14 protein-coding genes are annotated in these 17,336 nt (G+C 68.9%); 6 read left to right on the forward strand and 8 right to left on the reverse strand.

The annotated features are described in order from the left end of the window. Positions 1-8: 8 nt before the first annotated feature. Together AC1RL8_RS02420 and AC1RL8_RS02425 are read right to left on the reverse strand one after the other, a co-directional pair. A complete protein-coding gene (locus tag AC1RL8_RS02420) occupies positions 9-1,367 on the reverse strand; it encodes an amidase (RefSeq protein ID WP_492687114.1) in 1,359 nt (452 codons plus the stop codon). A 16-nt stretch (positions 1,368-1,383) separates the two neighbouring features. Next, entirely contained in the window at positions 1,384-2,070 is a 687-nt protein-coding gene (locus tag AC1RL8_RS02425) for a DUF2848 domain-containing protein (RefSeq protein WP_492687115.1), read from the reverse strand. A gap of 123 nt (positions 2,071-2,193) precedes the next feature. Here AC1RL8_RS02425 and AC1RL8_RS02430 point away from each other — a divergent pair, with 123 nt between their 5' ends. Continuing rightward, positions 2,194-2,877, forward strand: a complete 684-nt coding sequence (locus AC1RL8_RS02430; protein ID WP_095745340.1) for a GntR family transcriptional regulator — start codon at positions 2,194-2,196, stop codon at positions 2,875-2,877. Between the two features lie 114 nt (positions 2,878-2,991). Here AC1RL8_RS02430 and purL read toward each other — a convergent pair whose 3' ends face one another. Next, a complete protein-coding gene (purL, locus tag AC1RL8_RS02435; RefSeq protein WP_492687191.1) occupies positions 2,992-6,963 on the reverse strand; it encodes a phosphoribosylformylglycinamidine synthase in 3,972 nt (1,323 codons plus the stop codon). 156 nt (positions 6,964-7,119) lie between these two features. Between purL and map the strand changes: the two genes are divergently transcribed. Both map and AC1RL8_RS02445 read left to right on the forward strand, forming a co-directional pair. Then, on the forward strand, positions 7,120-7,944 hold the full coding sequence (gene map, locus AC1RL8_RS02440; protein WP_062471267.1) for a type I methionyl aminopeptidase: 825 nt from the start codon (positions 7,120-7,122) through the stop codon (positions 7,942-7,944). Positions 7,945-7,966: 22 nt separating this feature from the next. Then, positions 7,967-10,576, forward strand: a complete 2,610-nt coding sequence (locus tag AC1RL8_RS02445; protein ID WP_062471264.1) for a [protein-PII] uridylyltransferase — start codon at positions 7,967-7,969, stop codon at positions 10,574-10,576. Positions 10,577-10,600: 24 nt separating this feature from the next. On the opposite strand, the gene AC1RL8_RS02450 is transcribed toward AC1RL8_RS02445, so the two are convergent. Both AC1RL8_RS02450 and AC1RL8_RS02455 read right to left on the reverse strand, forming a co-directional pair. Continuing rightward, positions 10,601-10,945 carry a hypothetical protein gene (locus AC1RL8_RS02450; RefSeq protein ID WP_095948574.1) on the reverse strand — a complete coding sequence of 115 codons (345 nt, stop codon included), beginning with the start codon at positions 10,943-10,945 and terminating at the stop codon, positions 10,601-10,603. A 53-nt stretch (positions 10,946-10,998) separates the two neighbouring features. Further along, on the reverse strand, positions 10,999-11,631 hold the full coding sequence (locus AC1RL8_RS02455; protein ID WP_307638146.1) for a LuxR C-terminal-related transcriptional regulator: 633 nt from the start codon (positions 11,629-11,631) through the stop codon (positions 10,999-11,001). Between the two features lie 198 nt (positions 11,632-11,829). Between AC1RL8_RS02455 and AC1RL8_RS02460 the strand changes: the two genes are divergently transcribed. The 3 genes from AC1RL8_RS02460 (at position 11,830) to AC1RL8_RS02470 (ending at position 14,281) form a co-directional block, all read left to right on the forward strand. Next, positions 11,830-12,072, forward strand: a complete 243-nt coding sequence (locus AC1RL8_RS02460; protein WP_062471259.1) for a helix-turn-helix domain-containing protein — start codon at positions 11,830-11,832, stop codon at positions 12,070-12,072. 123 nt (positions 12,073-12,195) lie between these two features. Next, positions 12,196-13,851: a phosphoglucomutase (alpha-D-glucose-1,6-bisphosphate-dependent) gene (gene pgm / locus AC1RL8_RS02465; RefSeq protein WP_492687116.1), complete on the forward strand. Its 1,656-nt coding sequence runs from the start codon at positions 12,196-12,198 to the stop codon at positions 13,849-13,851. Between the two features lie 16 nt (positions 13,852-13,867). After that, entirely contained in the window at positions 13,868-14,281 is a 414-nt protein-coding gene (locus AC1RL8_RS02470) for a PPC domain-containing DNA-binding protein (RefSeq protein ID WP_492687117.1), read from the forward strand. Here the strand turns inward: AC1RL8_RS02470 and AC1RL8_RS02475 are convergent. From AC1RL8_RS02475 to AC1RL8_RS02485, 3 genes are read right to left on the reverse strand one after another with little or no spacing between them, the layout of a single operon-like run. Beyond that, positions 14,236-15,294, reverse strand: a complete 1,059-nt coding sequence (locus tag AC1RL8_RS02475) for an amino acid ABC transporter permease (protein ID WP_492687118.1) — start codon at positions 15,292-15,294, stop codon at positions 14,236-14,238. The two genes, AC1RL8_RS02470 and AC1RL8_RS02475, sit on opposite strands and share 46 nt — an antisense overlap. Beyond that, positions 15,291-16,289 carry an amino acid ABC transporter permease gene (locus AC1RL8_RS02480; RefSeq protein WP_492687119.1) on the reverse strand — a complete coding sequence of 333 codons (999 nt, stop codon included), beginning with the start codon at positions 16,287-16,289 and terminating at the stop codon, positions 15,291-15,293. Before AC1RL8_RS02480 ends, AC1RL8_RS02475 begins: the two co-directional genes overlap by 4 nt. Continuing rightward, positions 16,286-17,329 (reverse strand): amino acid ABC transporter substrate-binding protein, encoded by a 1,044-nt coding sequence (locus AC1RL8_RS02485; RefSeq protein WP_159278318.1) that lies wholly within the window; start codon positions 17,327-17,329, stop codon positions 16,286-16,288. The genes AC1RL8_RS02480 and AC1RL8_RS02485 overlap by 4 nt, the downstream gene beginning before the upstream one ends. Between the last annotated feature and the right edge of the window lie 7 nt (positions 17,330-17,336).

The raw sequence follows: 17,336 nt of genomic DNA on the forward strand, positions 1-17,336 counted from the left end.
CAGGCGGGTTAATCGGCGGTGGCGCGCAGGGTGCGTTCGATGTCGGCGGCCCACGCGAGCAGCGCGGCGTCGCGCATCGGCAGGCCAGCAAGGCTCAGGCCCACGGGCGCTTCGCCGGCCGCGTGGCAGGGCAAGGAGATGGCGCAGCCGTCCATGAAGTTGACGATGGAGGGGTTGCGCAGCATCGCGACGTTGACGGCGACGTACTGCGCCTCGTCGGCTTCGAGGGCCTCGATGCGCGGCGCCACCAGCGGCACGGTCGGCATGAGCCAGCCGTCGAATTCGCCCAGGCGCGCGGCCACGCGGCGCTGCCAGTCGGCCCGCTGTGCTTGCAGCGCGAGGTAGGCGCGCGCCGTGAAGTCCTTGCCGCGCAGGATGCGGCTGAGCACGCGCGGGTCGTAGCCGCTGCCGCTGCGCTCGATCAGTTCGGCGTGCCACGCCCATGACTCGGCGGCGCTGAAGCCGCCTGCGGCATTGATGGCCGCGAGCTCGTCGAACTCGGGCACCGCCAGCTCGACCAGCTGCGCGCCGGCGGCCGAGAGACGCTGCAGCGCGCGTTGGAAGGTTGCGGCGACGTGCGCGTCCATGCCGTCTTGCACCAGCGAGGTCGGCACCGCGAAGCGGGCCTGGCGCAGGTGCTGCGTTCGGGGCGCCTCGGACACGCCGGACAGCACCGCATCCATCGCCACGCAACCGGCCACGTCGAGCGCCATCACGCCGACCGCGTCGAGACTGTGCGACAGCGGCACGAGCCCGGTGCCGGGCATGCGGCGCGCCGTCGGCTTGAAACCCGTGATGCCGCACAGCGCCGCCGGAATGCGCGCCGAGCCGCCCGTGTCGCTGCCGACGCTCGCGACGCACATGCCGTCGGCCACAGCCACGGCCGCGCCCGAGGACGAGCCGCCGGGAATGCGCCGCTCGCCGCGCTGCCACGGATTGGCCGGCGTCCCGTAGTGCGGATTGAGGCCGAGGCCGGAGTACGCGAACTCGGTCATGTTGGTCTTGCCGACCAGCACCGCGCCGGCCGCCAGCAGGCGCCGCACGGCCTCGGCGTCGTGCGTGGCAGGCGGCGCGTCGCGCAGCACGACGGAACCGGCGGTCGTCGTTTCGCCGGCCACGTCGAACAGGTCCTTGACCGAAACCGGCAGGCCTTCGAGCGGCGAACGCACGACGCCGGCTTCGCGCAGGCTGTCGGAGGCGCGCGCCAGGTGCTGGGCGCGGTCTGCCAGCACGCGCGTGAAGGTGCGAGCGCCTTCGCCGGCGGGATCGGCGATGCGTTGCAGCGCCGATGCGGTCAGCGCGACGGAGGTGGTGCGGCCTGTTGCCAGGTCGGCGCGGGCGGCTTCGAGGGAGATCGCGGCGGACATGTGCGGTCCTCGTGCGTCAGGCGACGACGGGCAGCGAGACCGCGCGGTACTCGTGCGCGATGCGACGGCTCGTGTGTTCGTCCACCAGCTCCATGCGAAAGCGCGCGGCCGGGCGGATGCCGCCGATGGCGCCGACCGTGCCGCAGGTCATCGCGAAGCCGTCGGTCGGTTCGCCGTCGGCCTCGGCGCAGCGCGCCAGCAGATCGGCCGGCGGGCGCAGCGCGGCCAACGTGCCTTCCTGGTACAGACGCCATTCACCGCCCTCCTCGATCCAGGAGCGCAGCACCAGCGTGTCCCAGCGCTCCTGCACGTCGGCCAGCCGCCAGGCGCTGCGCGCCACGGGCTTCACGCAGATCTGCTTGGACAGCGCCACGCTGTGCGCTTCCAGCGCGCGGTCGGTGTGGTCCGAGCCGATCGAGACGAAGAACTCGCCCCCGTGCAGGAACAGCAGCGGCTCGACCTCGCCCGAGGTGTCGGCCCCCACCACCTGCACGACGTCGGCCTGGCTCAGCTGCTGGGTGGCCACCCGGTAGAACAGCGGCACGGTGCTGGGCGCGGGCACGCCGAGCTCGGCGAGTTCCTCGATGTGGTGCTCGATGGCGGCGGTGTCGCGCCCAGTCCAACCGGCGATCACGAGGTGCCGGGCCTCGAAACTCAGCGTTTGCGGGGCATTCCCCTCGGGAAGTTCGAAAGACAGTTTCATGGGTGGCAGCTCGATTGAAGTTTCAGTGAAATTTCACAACGATATTACAGTGAGTCCACAAAAACTTCAAAGGGATTTCCCGCAGGTACCATCGGGGAACTCCACCATGACCCTCCCGCCCCGATGAACGCAGCCACGCCCGCCCGCAAAGCCCCCGTCCGGCGGCCCGAAGCAGCCATCTCCCTCAACGAAACCGCCTACCTGCGTCTGAAGGAAGCCCTGGTGACCCTGGCCTACAAGCCCGGGGAATACCTCAACACCGCCCAGGTGATGGAGCGGCTGGGCGTGGGCCGCACGCCGGTGAACCAGGCGCTGCACCGCCTGTCGGCCGAGGGCCTGGTCCGCATCATTCCGCGCAAGGGCGCGATGGCTTCGCCGCTGTCGATCAACGACGCGCTGGAGCTCATCGAGGTCCGGCTGGTCAACGAGGTGCTGTGCATGCGCCTGGCCGCGGCGGCCATCACCGAGGCCGAGCTGGCCGAGCTGCAGGCCATCGCCGAGCAGTTCGAGGCGGCGGCGCAGCGGCGCGATGCGATGTCGGTGATGAACCTGGACCGCCTCTTTCACGAAAAGATCGCTGCGGCGGCGCGCAACGCGATGCTGCAGGACATCCTGAGCGTGCTGCATGCGCGCTCGCAGCGCTTCTGGGCGATCTCACTGGCCGCCGAGGGGCATCTGGCCGAAGTGATCGAGGAGCACCGCACCATCGTCGCCACGCTGCAACGGCACGACGCCGACGCGGCGGCCGAAGCGGCGAAGACGCATGTGCTGTCGTTCAAGGCGTCGATGCTGAACAGCCAGCGTTGATCGACGGCGCTTCAGGCGCATCGATCCCCATGAAAAATGCCCTCCAGACCCAAGCCTGGAGGGCATTTCTTGTTGACCTGATTCAGGCCGCTCGCACGGCCTGAGGGCGCCCGATCAACCCACCCACTTGCGCGCGTTGCGCCAGATCTGCATCCACGGGCTCAGCTCGCCCTTGTCGCCCGACGTCCAGCTCATCTGGATGTTGCGGAACACGCGCTCCGGGTGCGGCATCACGGCGGTGAAGCGGCCGTCCGGCGTGGTGACCGAAGTCAGGCCGCCCGCGCTGCCGTTCGGGTTGAACGGGTACTGCTCGGTCGGCTGGCCGTGGTTGTCCACGAAGCGCATCGCTCCGATGGCCTTGGCGGCGTCGCCGCGGTGCTTGAAGTTGGCATAGCCCTCGCCGTGCGCCACCGCGATCGGCAGGCGGCTGCCGGCCATGCCCGCAAAGAAGATGCTGGGCGACTCGAGCACCTCGACCATCGACAGGCGCGCCTCGAAACGCTCGCTCTGGTTGGTGGTGAAGCGCGGCCAGGCCTCGGCGCCCGGGATGATGTCGGCCAGCTCGGCAAACATCTGGCAGCCGTTGCACACGCCCAGGCCGAAGGTGTCGGCGCGACCGAAGAAGGTCTTGAACTGCTCGGCCAGCTTCGGGTTGAAGGTGATGCTGCGCGCCCAGCCAATACCGGCGCCCAGCGTGTCGCCGTAGCTGAAGCCGCCGCAGGCGACCACGCCCTTGAACGCAGCCAGGTCCGCCCTGCCCGTCTGCAGGTCGGTCATGTGGACGTCGAAGGCCTCGAAGCCGGCTTCGGTGAAGGCATAGGCCATCTCGACGTGCGAGTTGACGCCCTGCTCGCGCAGGATCGCAACCTTGGGGCGCGACTGCAGGATGGCCGGCGCTGCGGGCTGTGCGTTCGGCAGGAACACGTGCATGCCCGGGTCGTTCGGCACGCCGGCCGCGGCGTGCTCGGCATCGGCGCAGGCCGGGTTGTCGCGCTCGCGGGCGATCTTCCAGCTGACCGAATCCCACACCTGGTGCAGGTCGTGCAGCGAGGCACTGAACACCGACTTGGCATCGCGCCAGACTTCGAGCTTGCCCTTGCCGGCGTCCATGGCCGAGCTGGCGGGTCGCGTCTTGCCGACGAAGTGGCTGTGCGTGCTCAGGCCGTGGGCGCGCAGCACCTGCATGACGTCGTTGCGCTCGGCGGTGCGCACTTGCAGCACCATGCCCAGCTCTTCGTTGAACAGCGCCTTGAGCGTGAGTTCTTCGCGGCGCGCGCTGACCTGCTGCGCCCAGTTCTTGGCGTCGCCGGTTTCCATGCGGCTGTCGGAAATGCCGTCGCCTTCGGTGACGAGCATGTCGACATTCAGCGCCACGCCGACGTGGCCGGCAAAGGCCATTTCGCAGGCAGTGGCGAACAGGCCGCCGTCGCTGCGGTCGTGCATCGCGAGGATCTTGCCGTCGGCGCGCAGCGCGTTCACGACGTTGACCAGCGCGACCAGCTGCGCCGGGTCGTCGAGGTCGGGCACGGTGTCGCCGCTCTGGTCGAGCGTCTGCGACAGGATGCTGCCGGCCATGCGGTGCTGGCCACGGCCGAGGTCGATGAGCACCAGCGTGGTGTCGTCTTCGGTCACGTCGAGCTGCGGCGTGAGCGTGCCGCGCACGTCGGCCAGCGAGGCGAAGGCGGTGACGATCAGGCTCACGGGCGAGGTGACCTTCTTGGCTTCGCCGTTGTCCTTCCACTGCGTGCGCATCGACAGCGAATCCTTGCCGACCGGAATCGACACGCCCAACGCCGGGCACAGCTCCATGCCCACGGCCTTCACGGTCTCGTACAGCGCGGCGTCTTCGCCGGGCTCGCCGCAGGCGGCCATCCAGTTGGCGGACAACTTGACGCGCGAGAGTTCGATCGGCGCGGCCAGCAGGTTGGTGATGGCCTCGGCCACGGCCATGCGGCCCGAGGCCGGCGCGTCGAGCGCGGCCAGCGGCGTGCGCTCGCCCATGCTCATCGCTTCGCCGGCGAAGCCCTTGTAGTCGGCCAGCGTCACGGCGCAATCGGCCACGGGCACCTGCCACGGGCCGACCATCTGGTCGCGGTGCGTCAGGCCGCCCACGCTGCGGTCGCCGATGGTGATCAGGAAGCGCTTGGAGGCCACGGTCGGGTGCGCGAGCACGTCGATGGCGGCCTTCTGCAGGTCGACGCCCGTGAGGTCGAGCGGCTTGAAGCTGCGCGCCACGGTCTTCACGTCGCGGTGCATCTTGGGCGGCTTGCCCAGCAGCACGTCCATGGGCATGTCGACGGGCTGCACAGCCGCGCCTTCATCGGCCACCAGCAGCTGACGCTCTTCGGTCGCCACGCCGACCACCGAGAACGGGCAGCGCTCGCGCTCGCAGAAGGCCTTGAACTGCTCGAGCGATTCGGGCGCGATGGCCAGCACGTAGCGCTCCTGGCTCTCGTTGCACCAGATTTCCTTGGGCGCCATGCCCGACTCTTCGAGCGGCACGGCGCGCAGGTCGAAGCGCGCGCCGCGGCCGGCGTCGTTGGTGAGCTCGGGGAAGGCATTGCTTAGGCCGCCGGCGCCCACGTCGTGGATCGCGAGGATGGGGTTGGCCGCGCCCTGCTGCCAGCAGTGGTTGATGACCTCTTGCGCGCGGCGTTCGATTTCTGGGTTGCCGCGCTGCACCGAGTCGAAGTCGAGTTCGGCCGCGTTGGCGCCGGTGGCCATCGAGCTGGCGGCGCTGCCGCCCATGCCGATGCGCATGCCGGGGCCGCCGAGCTGGATCAGCAGCGAGCCAGCCGGGAACAGGATCTTCTTGGTCTGCGTGGCGTCGATGCTGCCCAGGCCGCCCGCGATCATGATGGGCTTGTGGTAGCCGCGCTGCACGGTGTCGAGGTCGCTCGTCACAGCCTGCTCGTACTCGCGGAAGTAACCCAGCAGGTTGGGACGGCCGAATTCGTTGTTGAACGCGGCGCCGCCCAGCGGGCCCTCGGTCATGATCTGCAGCGGGCTGGCGATGTGCTCGGGCTTGCCGTAGTGGCCCTCTTCCGGCCAGAGCTTCGACACGGTGAAGCCGGTCAGGCCCGCCTTGGGCTTGGAGCCGCGGCCGGTGGCGCCTTCGTCGCGGATTTCGCCGCCCGCGCCGGTCGAGGCGCCGGGGAACGGGGAAATGGCCGTGGGGTGGTTGTGCGTCTCGACCTTCATCAGCACATGGCTCAGGGCGCTATCTTTTTGATAGCTCTGCGAGCCGTTCGCCGGAATGAAGCGCTCGATGGTCGCGCCTTCCATCACCGAGGCGTTGTCGGCATAGGCGATCACCGTGTGCTGCGGGTTCTGCTTCTCCGTGTGGCGGATCATCGAGAACAGGCTCTGCGGCTGGGCCACGCCGTCGATGGTGAAGTTGGCGTTGAAGATCTTGTGGCGGCAGTGCTCGCTGTTGGCCTGCGCGAACATCATGAGTTCGACGTCGCTGGGGTTGCGGCCCAGGCGGGTGAAGGCTTCGACGAGGTAGTCGATTTCGTCCTCCGCCAGCGCCAGGCCGAAGCCGGTATTGGCCGCCACCAGGGCGTCGCGCCCGCCCGTTTGCACGTCGACCTGCGCCATCGGCTGGGCCGGCAGTTCACTGAACAGGCTGGCCGCCTGCTCGACCGCGGCGAGCACCGATTCGGTCATGCGGTCATGCAGCGGGCCGGCCACGGCGGCCAGGGCGTCGCCCTCGAGCACGGGGGCCTTGCCGATCAGCGGCGTCTTGAGTTTCAGGTGGTACTGGGTGACACGCTCCACGCGGCGCAGCGCCAGGCCGCAGTTGTGGGCGATGTCGGTGGCCTTGGAGGCCCAGGGCGACACGGTGCCCAGGCGGGGCGTGACGACCACCGAGGCGCTCGCCTTGGCCGCCGGGGCCTCGAAGGGCTCGCCGTAGGTCAGGAGCGCGGCAAAGCGCTCGCGGTCGGCGTCGCCCAGCGACGCATCGGTGACCACCAGATGCACGAAACGGGCCGAAATGCCCTCGATGCGCGGCTCGATGGCCTGCAGCTTCGGCAGCAGTTGCCGCGCACGGAAGTCGCTGAGTGCGCTGCCGCCCTCGAACATGGTTACGACAGGAAGGGCTTGGGGTGCGGGCTGCGTCACGGTCGATGGGGCCTCGGGGGGCGCGTTGGAAATCAAGGAATCGAGGCGGATGGCCGCTGACTGGGGTCATCCGCGTTAACCCGGAATTTTAGCTTGCCGAATGGGATAATTCGGGGCATGAGCATTACCTACAAAGACGCCGCAGGCATCGAAGCCATGCGGGTCGCCTGTCGCCTCGGTTCCGAGGTGCTGGACTACCTCACGCCCTTCATCAAGCCCGGCATCACGACCAACGACGTGGACCGCCTGGCCGCCGAATACATGGTCAAGCAGGGCACCACCTCGGCCACGGTGGGCTACATGGGCGCCAGCAGCGTGCCGTTCCCGAAGTCGCTGTGCACCTCGGTGAACCACGTGGTGTGCCACGGCATCCCCAATGACAAGCCCCTGAAGAAGGGCGACATCATGAATGTCGACGTCACCGTCATCAAGGACGGCTGGTTCGGCGACAACAGCCGCATGTTCGTGATCGGCGACGCTTCCATTGCCGCCAAGCGCCTGTGCAACGTCACCTTCGAGGCCATGTGGCACGGCATCCTGCAGGTGCGCCCCGGCGCCCACCTGGGCGATGTGGGGCATGCGATCCAGAAGTTCGCCGAGGGCCAGGGCTTCTCGATCGTGCGCGAGTTCTGCGGCCACGGCGTGGGCCAGCGCTTCCACGAAGAACCCCAGGTGCTGCACTACGGCCGCCCGGGCACCATGGAAGAGCTCAAGCCCGGCATGATCTTCACCATCGAGCCGATGATCAACGCCGGCAAGCGCGACGTGAAGGAAGACTTCAAGGGCGGCCAGTACGACGGCTGGACCATCGTCACGCGCGACCATTCGCTGTCGGCCCAGTGGGAGCACACGGTGCTCGTCACCGAGACCGGCTACGAGGTGCTGACGCTCTCCGAAGGCAGCCCGCCGCTGCCGGCCTTCGTCACCTCCACCAAAACCTGACGCGCCCCAGCGCGCCCCCGCCGTGATCGAAGCAGCCAAGATCGACGTGGCGACGCTGCGCGAAGCCTATCGCGCGAAAAAGCTCGCCCTTTTCGACACCCTGCGCTTCGCACGCGCGCCCACCCGCAGCGTCCACACGGTGCTGCGCCAGCTTTCGGCGCTGGCCGACCAGACGCTCACTGCGCTGTGGAACGAGGCCGGCTTCGGCGACGCCTTCGCGCTGGCCGCGGTGGGCGGCTACGGGCGCGGCGAGCTGTTTCCGTACTCCGACGTCGACGTGCTGCTGCTGCTGCCGCCCGAAGGCCAGGACAGCGGCGTCGAGCCGGCCCGCATCGAGGCCTTCATCGGCCAGTGCTGGGACGCCGGCCTCGAGATTGGCTCCAGCGTGCGCACGCTCGAGGAGTGCCTGGACGAGGCCGCCAAGGACATCACGGTCCAGACCTCGCTGCTCGAATCGCGCCTGATCACGGGCGACAAGAAGCTCTTTGCGGCCTTCCGCCGCCGCTTCACCCAGGCCATCGATCCGCAGGCCTTCTTCGTGGCCAAGTCGCAGGAAATGCGGCACCGCCACCAGAAGTTCGACAACACGCCCTACGCGCTCGAACCCAACTGCAAGGAATCGCCCGGCGGCCTGCGCGACCTGCAGACCATCCTGTGGATGAGCAAGGCCGCCGGCTTCGGCAGCCGCTGGGACGACCTGGCCAAGAACGGCCTGGCCACGCCCTTCGAGGCGCAGCAGATCAAGCGCAACGAGGCCCTGCTCTCGCTCATCCGCGCCCGCCTGCACGTGATCGCCAACCGGCGCGAAGACCGACTGGTGTTCGACCTGCAGACCGCCGTGGCCGCGAGCTTCGGCTACGAGAGCGAGTCGCAGCGCAAGTCGAGCGAAGCGCTGATGCGTCGCTACTACTGGGCGGCCAAGGCGGTGTCGCAGCTCAACCAGATCCTGCTGCTCAATATTTCCGAGCGGCTGCAGCCCATCGACGAGCAGCCCACGACGATCAACGAGCGTTTCTACGAACGCGCCGGCCTGATCGAGATCGCCAGCGACGACCTGTACGAGCGCGAGCCGCATGCGGTGCTCGAGACCTTCCTGCTGTACCAGAAGACCATCGGCGTGAAGGGCCTGTCGGCGCGCACGCTGCGCGCGCTGTACAACGCGCGCCACGTCATGGACAGCAAGTTCCGCAACGACCCGGTCAACCACGTGACCTTCATGCGGATCCTGCAGCAACCCTACGGCATCACGCATGCCTTCCGGCTCATGAACCAGACCTCGGTGCTGGGACGCTACCTGCGCGTGTTCCGCAGCATCGTGGGGCAGATGCAGCACGACCTGTTCCATGTGTACACGGTCGACCAGCACATCCTGATGGTGCTGCGCAACGTGCGCCGCTTCTTCATCGCCGAGCATGCGCACGAGTACCCGGGCTGCTCGCAGCTCGCGGCCGGCTGGGACAAGCCCTGGATCCTCTACGTCGCCGCCCTCTTCCACGACATCGCCAAGGGCCGCGGCGGCGACCACTCCACGCTCGGCGCGCGCGACGTGCAGCGCTTCTGCAAGCAGCACGGCATTGCGCGTGAAGACGCCAAGCTCATCGAATTCCTCGTGGCCGAGCACCTGGTGATGAGCCAGGTCGCGCAGAAGCAGGACCTGGGCGACCCCGAGGTCATCGGCGCTTTTGCCAAGCGCGTGGGCAACGAGCGTTACCTCACGGCGCTGTACCTGCTGACGGTGGCCGACATCCGCGGCACCTCGCCGCGCGTGTGGAATGCCTGGAAAGGCAAGCTGCTCGAAGACCTGTATCGCTTCACCCTGCGCGCCCTGGGCGGGCGCATGCCCGACCCGGACGCCGAGGTCGAGGCCCGCAAGCGCGAGGCGCTGGTGCAGCTGGCCCTGCACGCCCAGCGCTTCGAGGCGCACAAGGCGCTGTGGGACACGCTCGACGTCGGCTACTTCATGCGCCACGACGCCACCGAGATCGCCTGGCACGCCAAGCAGCTGTCGCGCTTCGTGCCGCCGAAGAACGTGCCCATCGACCCGAAGGCCCTGCCCATCGTGCGCGCGCACCTGTCGCCGGTGGGCGAAGGGCTGCAGGTGGTGGTCTACACGCCCGACCAGTCCGACCTGTTCGCACGCATCTGCGGCTATTTCGACCAGGCGTCGTTCAGCATCCTCGACGCCAAGGTCCACACCACGAGCAACGGCTACGCGCTCGACACCTTCCAGGTGGTGACGACCTTCCAGCCCGACCACTACCGCGACCTGATCAGCATGGTCGAGACCGGCCTGGCGCAAACGCTCACCGAAGCCGGCGCCCTGCCCGCCCCCAGCATGGGGCGCGTGTCACGCCGGGTACGCAGTTTTCCGATCAAGCCACGCATCAGCCTCGTGCCCGACGACAAGGCGCAGCGCTGGCTGCTCAGCATCTCGGCCAGCGACCGTGCGGGCCTGTTGTATTCGGTGGCGCGCGTGCTCGCGCGGCATCACCTGAACCTGCAGCTGGCGAAGGTGACGACCCTGGGCGAACGGGTGGAAGACACCTTCCTGATCAGCGGGCCGGAACTGCAAGGCCAGAAGACGCAGCTGGCCATCGAGACCGACCTGATGGAGGCACTGGCCTCCCAGTGAGGCCGCGGACTTGGCGGGTGCGGCTCAGCCGCAGTACGCGCCGAGGATGCGACCCGTGGGATCGACCTGTGCATTCAGACGCGTCGCGTCCTGCGCCGGGTCGGCCGGCGCCGTGGCCGGCACGGTGCGGGCGGTTTTCGCGCCGGCGCGCTGGCGCATCTCCTCCAGCAAGGGGCGGGTTGCTTGCATGCCGAGCGCAAAGCGCACTTCCGGCGCCTGGCAACTCTCGGGCGGTGGCGCGAAGCTCGGCGGCGCCGGCACTTCGGAGGTGAGCGGCCGGTCCTTGGGCGGGGCCTCGCAGCCCGCGAGCACCACAGCCAGGGCCGCAGCCGTCAGAAGAAACCCGTGCCGGCCAAACGTCATGCGCATCTTGTCTTGCTCCTTGAAACCAGCCTGAAGCTTAGCCGCCCGCGGTGGCCCGCTCATGACCCCTTGCGCTGCAGCGGGGACAACAGCCCCAGGCGGATGCCCGTGATCACGGCCTCGGTGCGATTGTGCACACCCAGTGCCTGGAACAAGGTGCCGATGTACTCCTTCACCGTGTGCTCGGACAGGCCGAGCTCGCGCGCGATCGACTTGGTCGGCAGCCCGCGCGCCAGGCCGTGCAAGGTGTCGGTCTGGCGCGGGCTGAGCGTCGGCCTGGCAGTGCTCTTCGGCCCCAGGTGCAGGATTTCCTGCGGCAGGTAGACCTCGCCCGCCAGCACGGTCTCGAAGGCCCGCTTCAGGAAGTCGGCCGGCATGCTCTTGGGCACGAAGCTCATGGCTCCCGCCTCCAGGCAGCCGCGGATGATGTCGACATCGGTCGAGGCCGACACCACCACGGCCGCGATGTCGGGCGCCGCCGCCTTCAGGCGCACCAGCGCATCCAGGCCGTACTCGCCGCGCAGTTCGAGATCGAGCAGGCAGATCGCCAGGTCGGGATGGCGCAGCGCCAGGGCGCAGGCCTCGTCGACCGTGGCGGCTTCGAAGATTTCGGCGCTGCGTTCCATGCTCTCCAGCAGCATGCGCAGGCCCGCGCGAAACAACGCGTGGTCGTCCAGCGTCATCACTTTCATGGCACACCCCCTTCGGCCTTTCTGGCCGATATGCACCCTCATTCTGACGCTGGCGCCCACGGGTGCAGCCGCCGCGCGTCGGAACTAGATCACCCTCCATGCAAAAAACTACCAGCCCCTGCGAAGGAGGGGTTGGGTGCCTGGCGCGTTTCGAGGAAATTCAGAGCCGACCGCTGTTGTCGCCAAAGGGGGCCGACCATGAACGCCAGCTTTCAAGACCGCCTGATCTCGCTCGTCGCCGGATCGCAGCCTCAATGGAAATCCGAGCTCGCCCGACAGTGCGGCGTCAGCGCCCCCACCGTGATCCGCTGGCTCACCGACCGCCACAGTTGTGCCGGCACCCTGCACCTGCATGCGATCGCCGCGTACTTCGAGGTGCCGGCCCGGTGGCTGGCCACGGGCGACGGCCCGGAGCGGGTCCGCACGCGGCGCTCACATTGAAAGGGTTGTAAGCGGACCTCTGTGAACGGGCGCGCAGGCGGCAAGCCGCCCCCGCCCATGGCGTATGCTGAAAGGCCGCGCACGGCACCGCTGGCGCGCTCCCTTTCATCACCCGCTTTCGACATGAGCACCTCTTCCCATCCCCTCGCGGGCCAGCCGGCCCCGTCTGATCTGCTGGTGGACGTGCCGCGCCTCGTCTCGGCCTACTACACCGGTCGCCCCGACCCGGCCGTGCCTAGCCAGCGCGTGGCCTTCGGCACCTCGGGCCATCGCGGTTCCTCGTTCGACGACGCCTTCAACGAATGGCATGTGCTGGCCATCAGCCAGGCCATCTGCGATTACCGCAAGCAGCAAGGCATCGACGGCCCGCTGTTCCTGGGCATCGACACGCACGCGCTGTCCACGCCCGCCTTCGCCAGCGCGGTCGAGGTGCTGGCGGCCAACGGCGTCGAGCTGATGCTGTCGAAGGACGACGAATACACGCCCACGCCGGCCGTATCGCACGCCATCCTGGTCTACAACCGCGGACGCACGAGCGGCTTGGCCGACGGCATCGTCATCACCCCCTCGCACAACCCGCCCGAAAGCGGCGGCTTCAAGTACAACCCGCCGAACGGCGGCCCCGCGGGCACCGACATCACCTCCGCCGTCGAAGCGGCCGCCAACAAGATGCTGGCGAACAAGCTCGACGGCGTGAAGCGCATGCCGCTGGCGCAGGCGCTGAAGACGTCCACCACGCACCGCCACGACTACCTGAACACCTACGTCGAAGACCTGGCCCAGGTGCTCGACATGGACGCGATCCGCGGCGGCACCATCGACCTGGGCGTCGATCCGCTGGGCGGTGCCGGCGTGCACTACTGGCCCGCCATTGCCGCGCGCTACAAGCTGCAGCGCCTGAACGTGCTGAGTCAGGCGGTCGACCCGACCTTCCGCTTCATGTCGCTCGACTGGGACGGCCGCATCCGCATGGACCCGTCGTCGCCCGATGCGATGCACGGGCTGGTCGCGCTGAAAGACCGCTTCGGCATCGCCTTTGCCTGCGACACCGACCACGACCGCCACGGCGTGGTCACGCGCAGCGCGGGCCTCATGCAGCCGAACAACTACCTCGCGGTGATGGTCGACTACCTCTTCACGCACCGCCCACACTGGCCGGCGCAGGCAGCCGTCGGCAAGACGGTGGTCAGCAGCCGCATGATCGACCGCGTGGCTGCGCAGCTGGGCCGCCCGCTGTACGAGGTGCCCGTGGGCTTCAAGTGGTTCGTCGACGGCCTGGTGGACGGCTCGCTGGGCTTCGGCGGCGAGGAAAGCGCGGGCGCCACCTTCCTGCGCCACGACGGCAGCGCATGGACCACCGACAAGGACGGCATCGTGCCCGCCCTGCTCTCTGCCGAGATCGCCGCGCGCACGGGTCGCGACCCCGGCGAGCGCTTCACCGAGCTGACGCAGGCACTGGGGCGCCCTGTGTCCGACCGCGTGGACGCGCCCGCCACGCCCGAGCAGAAAAAACGCCTGTCGGCCCTGTCGCCGCAGCAGATCACCTCGACCACGCTGGCGGGCGAGAAGATCGAGAACGTGCTGAGCCACGCCCCGGGCAACGGCGCGGCCATCGGCGGCGTGAAGGTCGTCACCGAGAACGGCTGGTTCGCCGCACGGCCGTCGGGCACGGAGAACATCTACAAGATCTACGGCGAGAGCTTCCTCGGCGACGACCACCTCGCGCGCATCCTCGGCGAGGCGCAGCAGGTGGTCGACAAGGCGCTGTCGGCGAGCTGACGCGAGGCGCACGCGCATGGACACGCTGGTGCTGCGGCTGCAACCGGGCGACGACCTGCGCGCGGCGCTCGACGCCGTGCTGAAGCAACCCGGCATCGGCGACGCGGCCTTCGTGGTCTCGGGCATCGGCAGCCTGCGCGGCGCGAGCATCCGTTTCGCGGGTGCCGAGTCGGCGACGCGGATCGAAGGCGACCTTGAAATCCTCACGCTCGCCGGCACGCTGTCGCCCGACGGCTCGCACCTGCATCTCAGCGTGTCGGACGGCGACGGCCGGGTGTCGGGCGGCCATGCCGCGCCGGGCTGCGTGGTGCGCACCACCGCCGAGATCCTCGTCGCGGTGCTGCCCGAATGGCGCTTCTCGCGCGAGCCCGATGCGCAGACCGGCTACGCCGAGCTGGTGCCCAGGCGCCGCTCGAGCCAGACGCTGTAGCGCGACAACCCGAAGCACAGCAGCCAGTAGACGGCCGCCACGAACAGGTAGCCCTCGAGGTAGAACGGCCGCCAGACCGGATCGCCGCCCAGCGCCAGCCCGAGCGCCCCGGTCAGCTCGAACAGGCCGACCACGGTGACCAGCGAGGTGTCCTTCAAGGTGCCGACCACGCTGTTGGTCAGCGCGGGCACCACGAGGCGCAGCGCCTGCGGCAGCACGATGTCGCGCTGCACCGGCCAGCGGCCGAAGCCCAGCGCCATCGCCACCTCGGTCTGCCCCCGCGGCACGGCCTGCAGGCCGCCGCGAATGATCTCCGCAAGATAAGCAGCGACGAACAGCGTGAGGCCCATGAGCACGCGCACCAGCACGTCGGGTTGCCAGCCCGCGGGCCACAGCAGCGGCAGCAGGAACGAGGCCATGAACAGCACCGAGATCAGCGGCACGCCGCGCACCAGCTCGATGTAGCTCGCGCTCAGCGTGCGCACCACGGGCCATTCGGAGCGCCGCCCCATCGCGAGCAGCAGCGCCAGCGGAAAGGCCAGCGCCAGCCCGACCACGGCCAGCCCGATGGTGAGCGGCAGGCCGCCCCAGCGACTGGTCGGCACGGTGCTGAGCCCGGCCACGCCGCCGTGCATCAGTCCGACGAACAGCAGCAACACCACGAGCCACAGCGGCGCCAACCACCAGCGCCAGCTGCGCGGCCACGCGCTGAGCACGGTTACCGCGGACAGCACGACGACGGCGACGGCTGGGCGCCACTGCTCTTCATACGGAAAGCGACCGAACAGCATCGGCCGCCACTTCTCGGCCACCACGCCCCAGCAGGCGCCGTGCTGCACCGCGCGGCAGGCCTCGGCGTCGGGGCGGAACACGGCGTGCACCACGCCCCATTCGAACGCGTGGAAGCCGGCCCAGGCCAGCAGGCCCAGCAGCAGCACCGTGGCCAGTGCGCGCAGCGGCGACCCCCACAGCTCGCTTCGCCATGCGATGGGGCCTTGCGCGACGTTTCTCATCGCCAGCCTCGCAGCGCGACGCGCGCGTTGTAGCGGTTCATGCCGAAGGAGATCACGAGCGACAGCAGCAGGTACACCGCCATGATGATCGCGATGCACTCGAAGGCGCGCCCGTTCGAGCCGATGGTCGTGTTCGCCACCGACACCAGCTCCGGATAGCCCACGGCCACGGCGAGCGACGAGTTCTTGGTGAGGCTCAGCAGCTGGTTGGTGAGCGAAGGCACGATCACGCGCAGCGCCTGCGGCAGGATCACGATGCGCAGCTGCTGCACCGACGACAGGCCCAGCGCCTGCCCCGCCAGCACCTGCCCCTGGGACACCGAAAGGATGCCGGCGCGCACGATCTCCGCGACGAAGGCCGCCGAGTACAGCGACAGCCCGGCGACGATGGTCACGTACTCCGGGCTCAGCGCGGCGCCGCCGCTCACGCCGAAGTCACCGCGCTCGGGCCATTCGAAATGCGTGGGCCACCAGCCGCCCTCGCCCGCCACCGGCCAGGGCACGCTGAGCCCGCCCTTGCTGAGCCACACGCCCGGCAGCAGGTGCACGGGCTCGGTCGGGTCGGGCAGCAGGTTGGCCATCGCGAAAGCCAGCATCAGCAGCTGCACCAGCAGCGGCACGTTGCGCAGCAGCTCCACGTACGCGGTGCAGATGCCGCGCAGCAGCACGTGCGGCGCGAGCCGGCCGATGCCGATCAGCGTTCCGAGCACCACCGCGAAGATGGCCGCCGGCACGGCCGCGCGCACGGTGTTGATCAGGCCCGCGAGGAACGCGCGCCACGACGGCTGGCTGGCGTCGAAGTCGAGCCAGCCTTCGCTGATCGAAAAGCCCGCGGGCTCGGTGAGGAAGTCGAAACCCGAACGCACGCCGCGTGCGCGCAGCACCTCGAGCGCATGGTTCACCACCCAGAAGGCGCCGGCCACGACGGCCAGCACCAACAGGGCCTGCACGAGCCAGGCCAGCCAGGCGCCGCGGCGCGAGGCCTGCCGACTCATCGAACAGGAGGTGCGTAGATCAGGCCGCCTTTGCTCCACAGATTGTTGGAGCCGCGCGGCAGCTTGAGCACCGACTTCGGACCGACGTTGCGCTCGAACATCTCGCCGTAGTTGCCCACGGCCTTGATGGCGCGGTACGACCAATCCTTGTCGAGACCCAGCAGCTTGCCGAGGTCTTCGCCGGCGCCGAGCAGGCGCTGCTGGGCCGGGTCCTTGCTGCCGGCCTTGAGCTGGTCGGCATTCGCCTGCGTGACGCCGAACTCTTCCGCCTCGATGAGCGCGTTGGGCACCCACTTGGCGATGGCGAACCACTCGTCGTCGCCGCGGCGCACCAGCGGCGCCAGAGGCTCCTTGGAGATCAGCTCGGGCAGGATCAGGTAGTCGTCGGGGTTCGGCGCTTCCTTGTTGCGCAGGCCGGCCAGCGCCGAGGCGTCGGTGGTGAAGGCCTGGCAGCGGCCCGAGAAGAAGGCCTTGAACGAGGCTTCGAAGCTCTCGAACACCACGGTCTTCACCGGGATGTTCTGCGCGCGGAAGTAGTCCGACACGTTCTTCTCGTTGGTGGTGCCCGACTGCGTGCAGATGGTGGCGTTCTTGAGCTGCTTGGCGCTCGTCACCTTGAGCTTCTTGGGCACCAGGAAGCCCTGGCCGTCGTAGTAGGTGATGGTGGTGAAGTTGAAGCCCAGCGAGGCGTCGCGCGTGAGCGTCCAGGTGGTGTTGCGCGCGAGGATGTCGATCTCGCCGGCCTGCAGCGCCGAGAAGCGCTGCTGCGAGTTCAGCGGCACGAAGTCGACCTTCTTGGGATCGCCCAGCACGGCCGCGGCGATGGCGCGGCAGGTGTCGACGTCCAGGCCCGACCAGTTGCCCTGCGTGTCGGGGGCCGAGAAACCGGCCACGCCGTTGGTCACGCCGCACTTGACGCTGCCGCGCTGCTTGACCGCGTCGAGCGTCTTGCCCGCAAAGGCCGGGGCCGCGGCGGCCAGCGCGAGAACGGAAGCGGCGGCCAGCAGCGCCGGGCGGAATCGGGTGCTTGTCTTCTTCATCATCATT

Source organism: Variovorax sp. GW822-FHT04E09, from assembly GCF_058800845.1.

Bases quoted from the DNA above. Each gene is read 5' to 3' on its own strand.
- AC1RL8_RS02430 (WP_095745340.1), top strand. From the start codon at position 2,194: ATGAACGCAGCCACGCCCGCCCGCAAAGCCCCCGTCCGGCGGCCCGAA.
- AC1RL8_RS02470 (WP_492687117.1), top strand. From the start codon at position 13,868: ATGGACACGCTGGTGCTGCGGCTGCAACCGGGCGACGACCTGCGCGCG.
- AC1RL8_RS02480 (WP_492687119.1), bottom strand. From the start codon at position 16,289: ATGAGTCGGCAGGCCTCGCGCCGCGGCGCCTGGCTGGCCTGGCTCGTG.
- AC1RL8_RS02420 (WP_492687114.1), bottom strand. From the start codon at position 1,367: ATGTCCGCCGCGATCTCCCTCGAAGCCGCCCGCGCCGACCTGGCAACA.
- AC1RL8_RS02475 (WP_492687118.1), bottom strand. From the start codon at position 15,294: ATGAGAAACGTCGCGCAAGGCCCCATCGCATGGCGAAGCGAGCTGTGG.
- AC1RL8_RS02425 (WP_492687115.1), bottom strand. From the start codon at position 2,070: ATGAAACTGTCTTTCGAACTTCCCGAGGGGAATGCCCCGCAAACGCTG.
- AC1RL8_RS02450 (WP_095948574.1), bottom strand. From the start codon at position 10,945: ATGCGCATGACGTTTGGCCGGCACGGGTTTCTTCTGACGGCTGCGGCC.
- AC1RL8_RS02460 (WP_062471259.1), top strand. From the start codon at position 11,830: ATGAACGCCAGCTTTCAAGACCGCCTGATCTCGCTCGTCGCCGGATCG.
- map (WP_062471267.1), top strand. From the start codon at position 7,120: ATGAGCATTACCTACAAAGACGCCGCAGGCATCGAAGCCATGCGGGTC.
- AC1RL8_RS02455 (WP_307638146.1), bottom strand. From the start codon at position 11,631: ATGAAAGTGATGACGCTGGACGACCACGCGTTGTTTCGCGCGGGCCTG.
- purL (WP_492687191.1), bottom strand. From the start codon at position 6,963: ATGTTCGAGGGCGGCAGCGCACTCAGCGACTTCCGTGCGCGGCAACTG.
- pgm (WP_492687116.1), top strand. From the start codon at position 12,196: ATGAGCACCTCTTCCCATCCCCTCGCGGGCCAGCCGGCCCCGTCTGAT.
- AC1RL8_RS02485 (WP_159278318.1), bottom strand. From the start codon at position 17,329: ATGAAGAAGACAAGCACCCGATTCCGCCCGGCGCTGCTGGCCGCCGCT.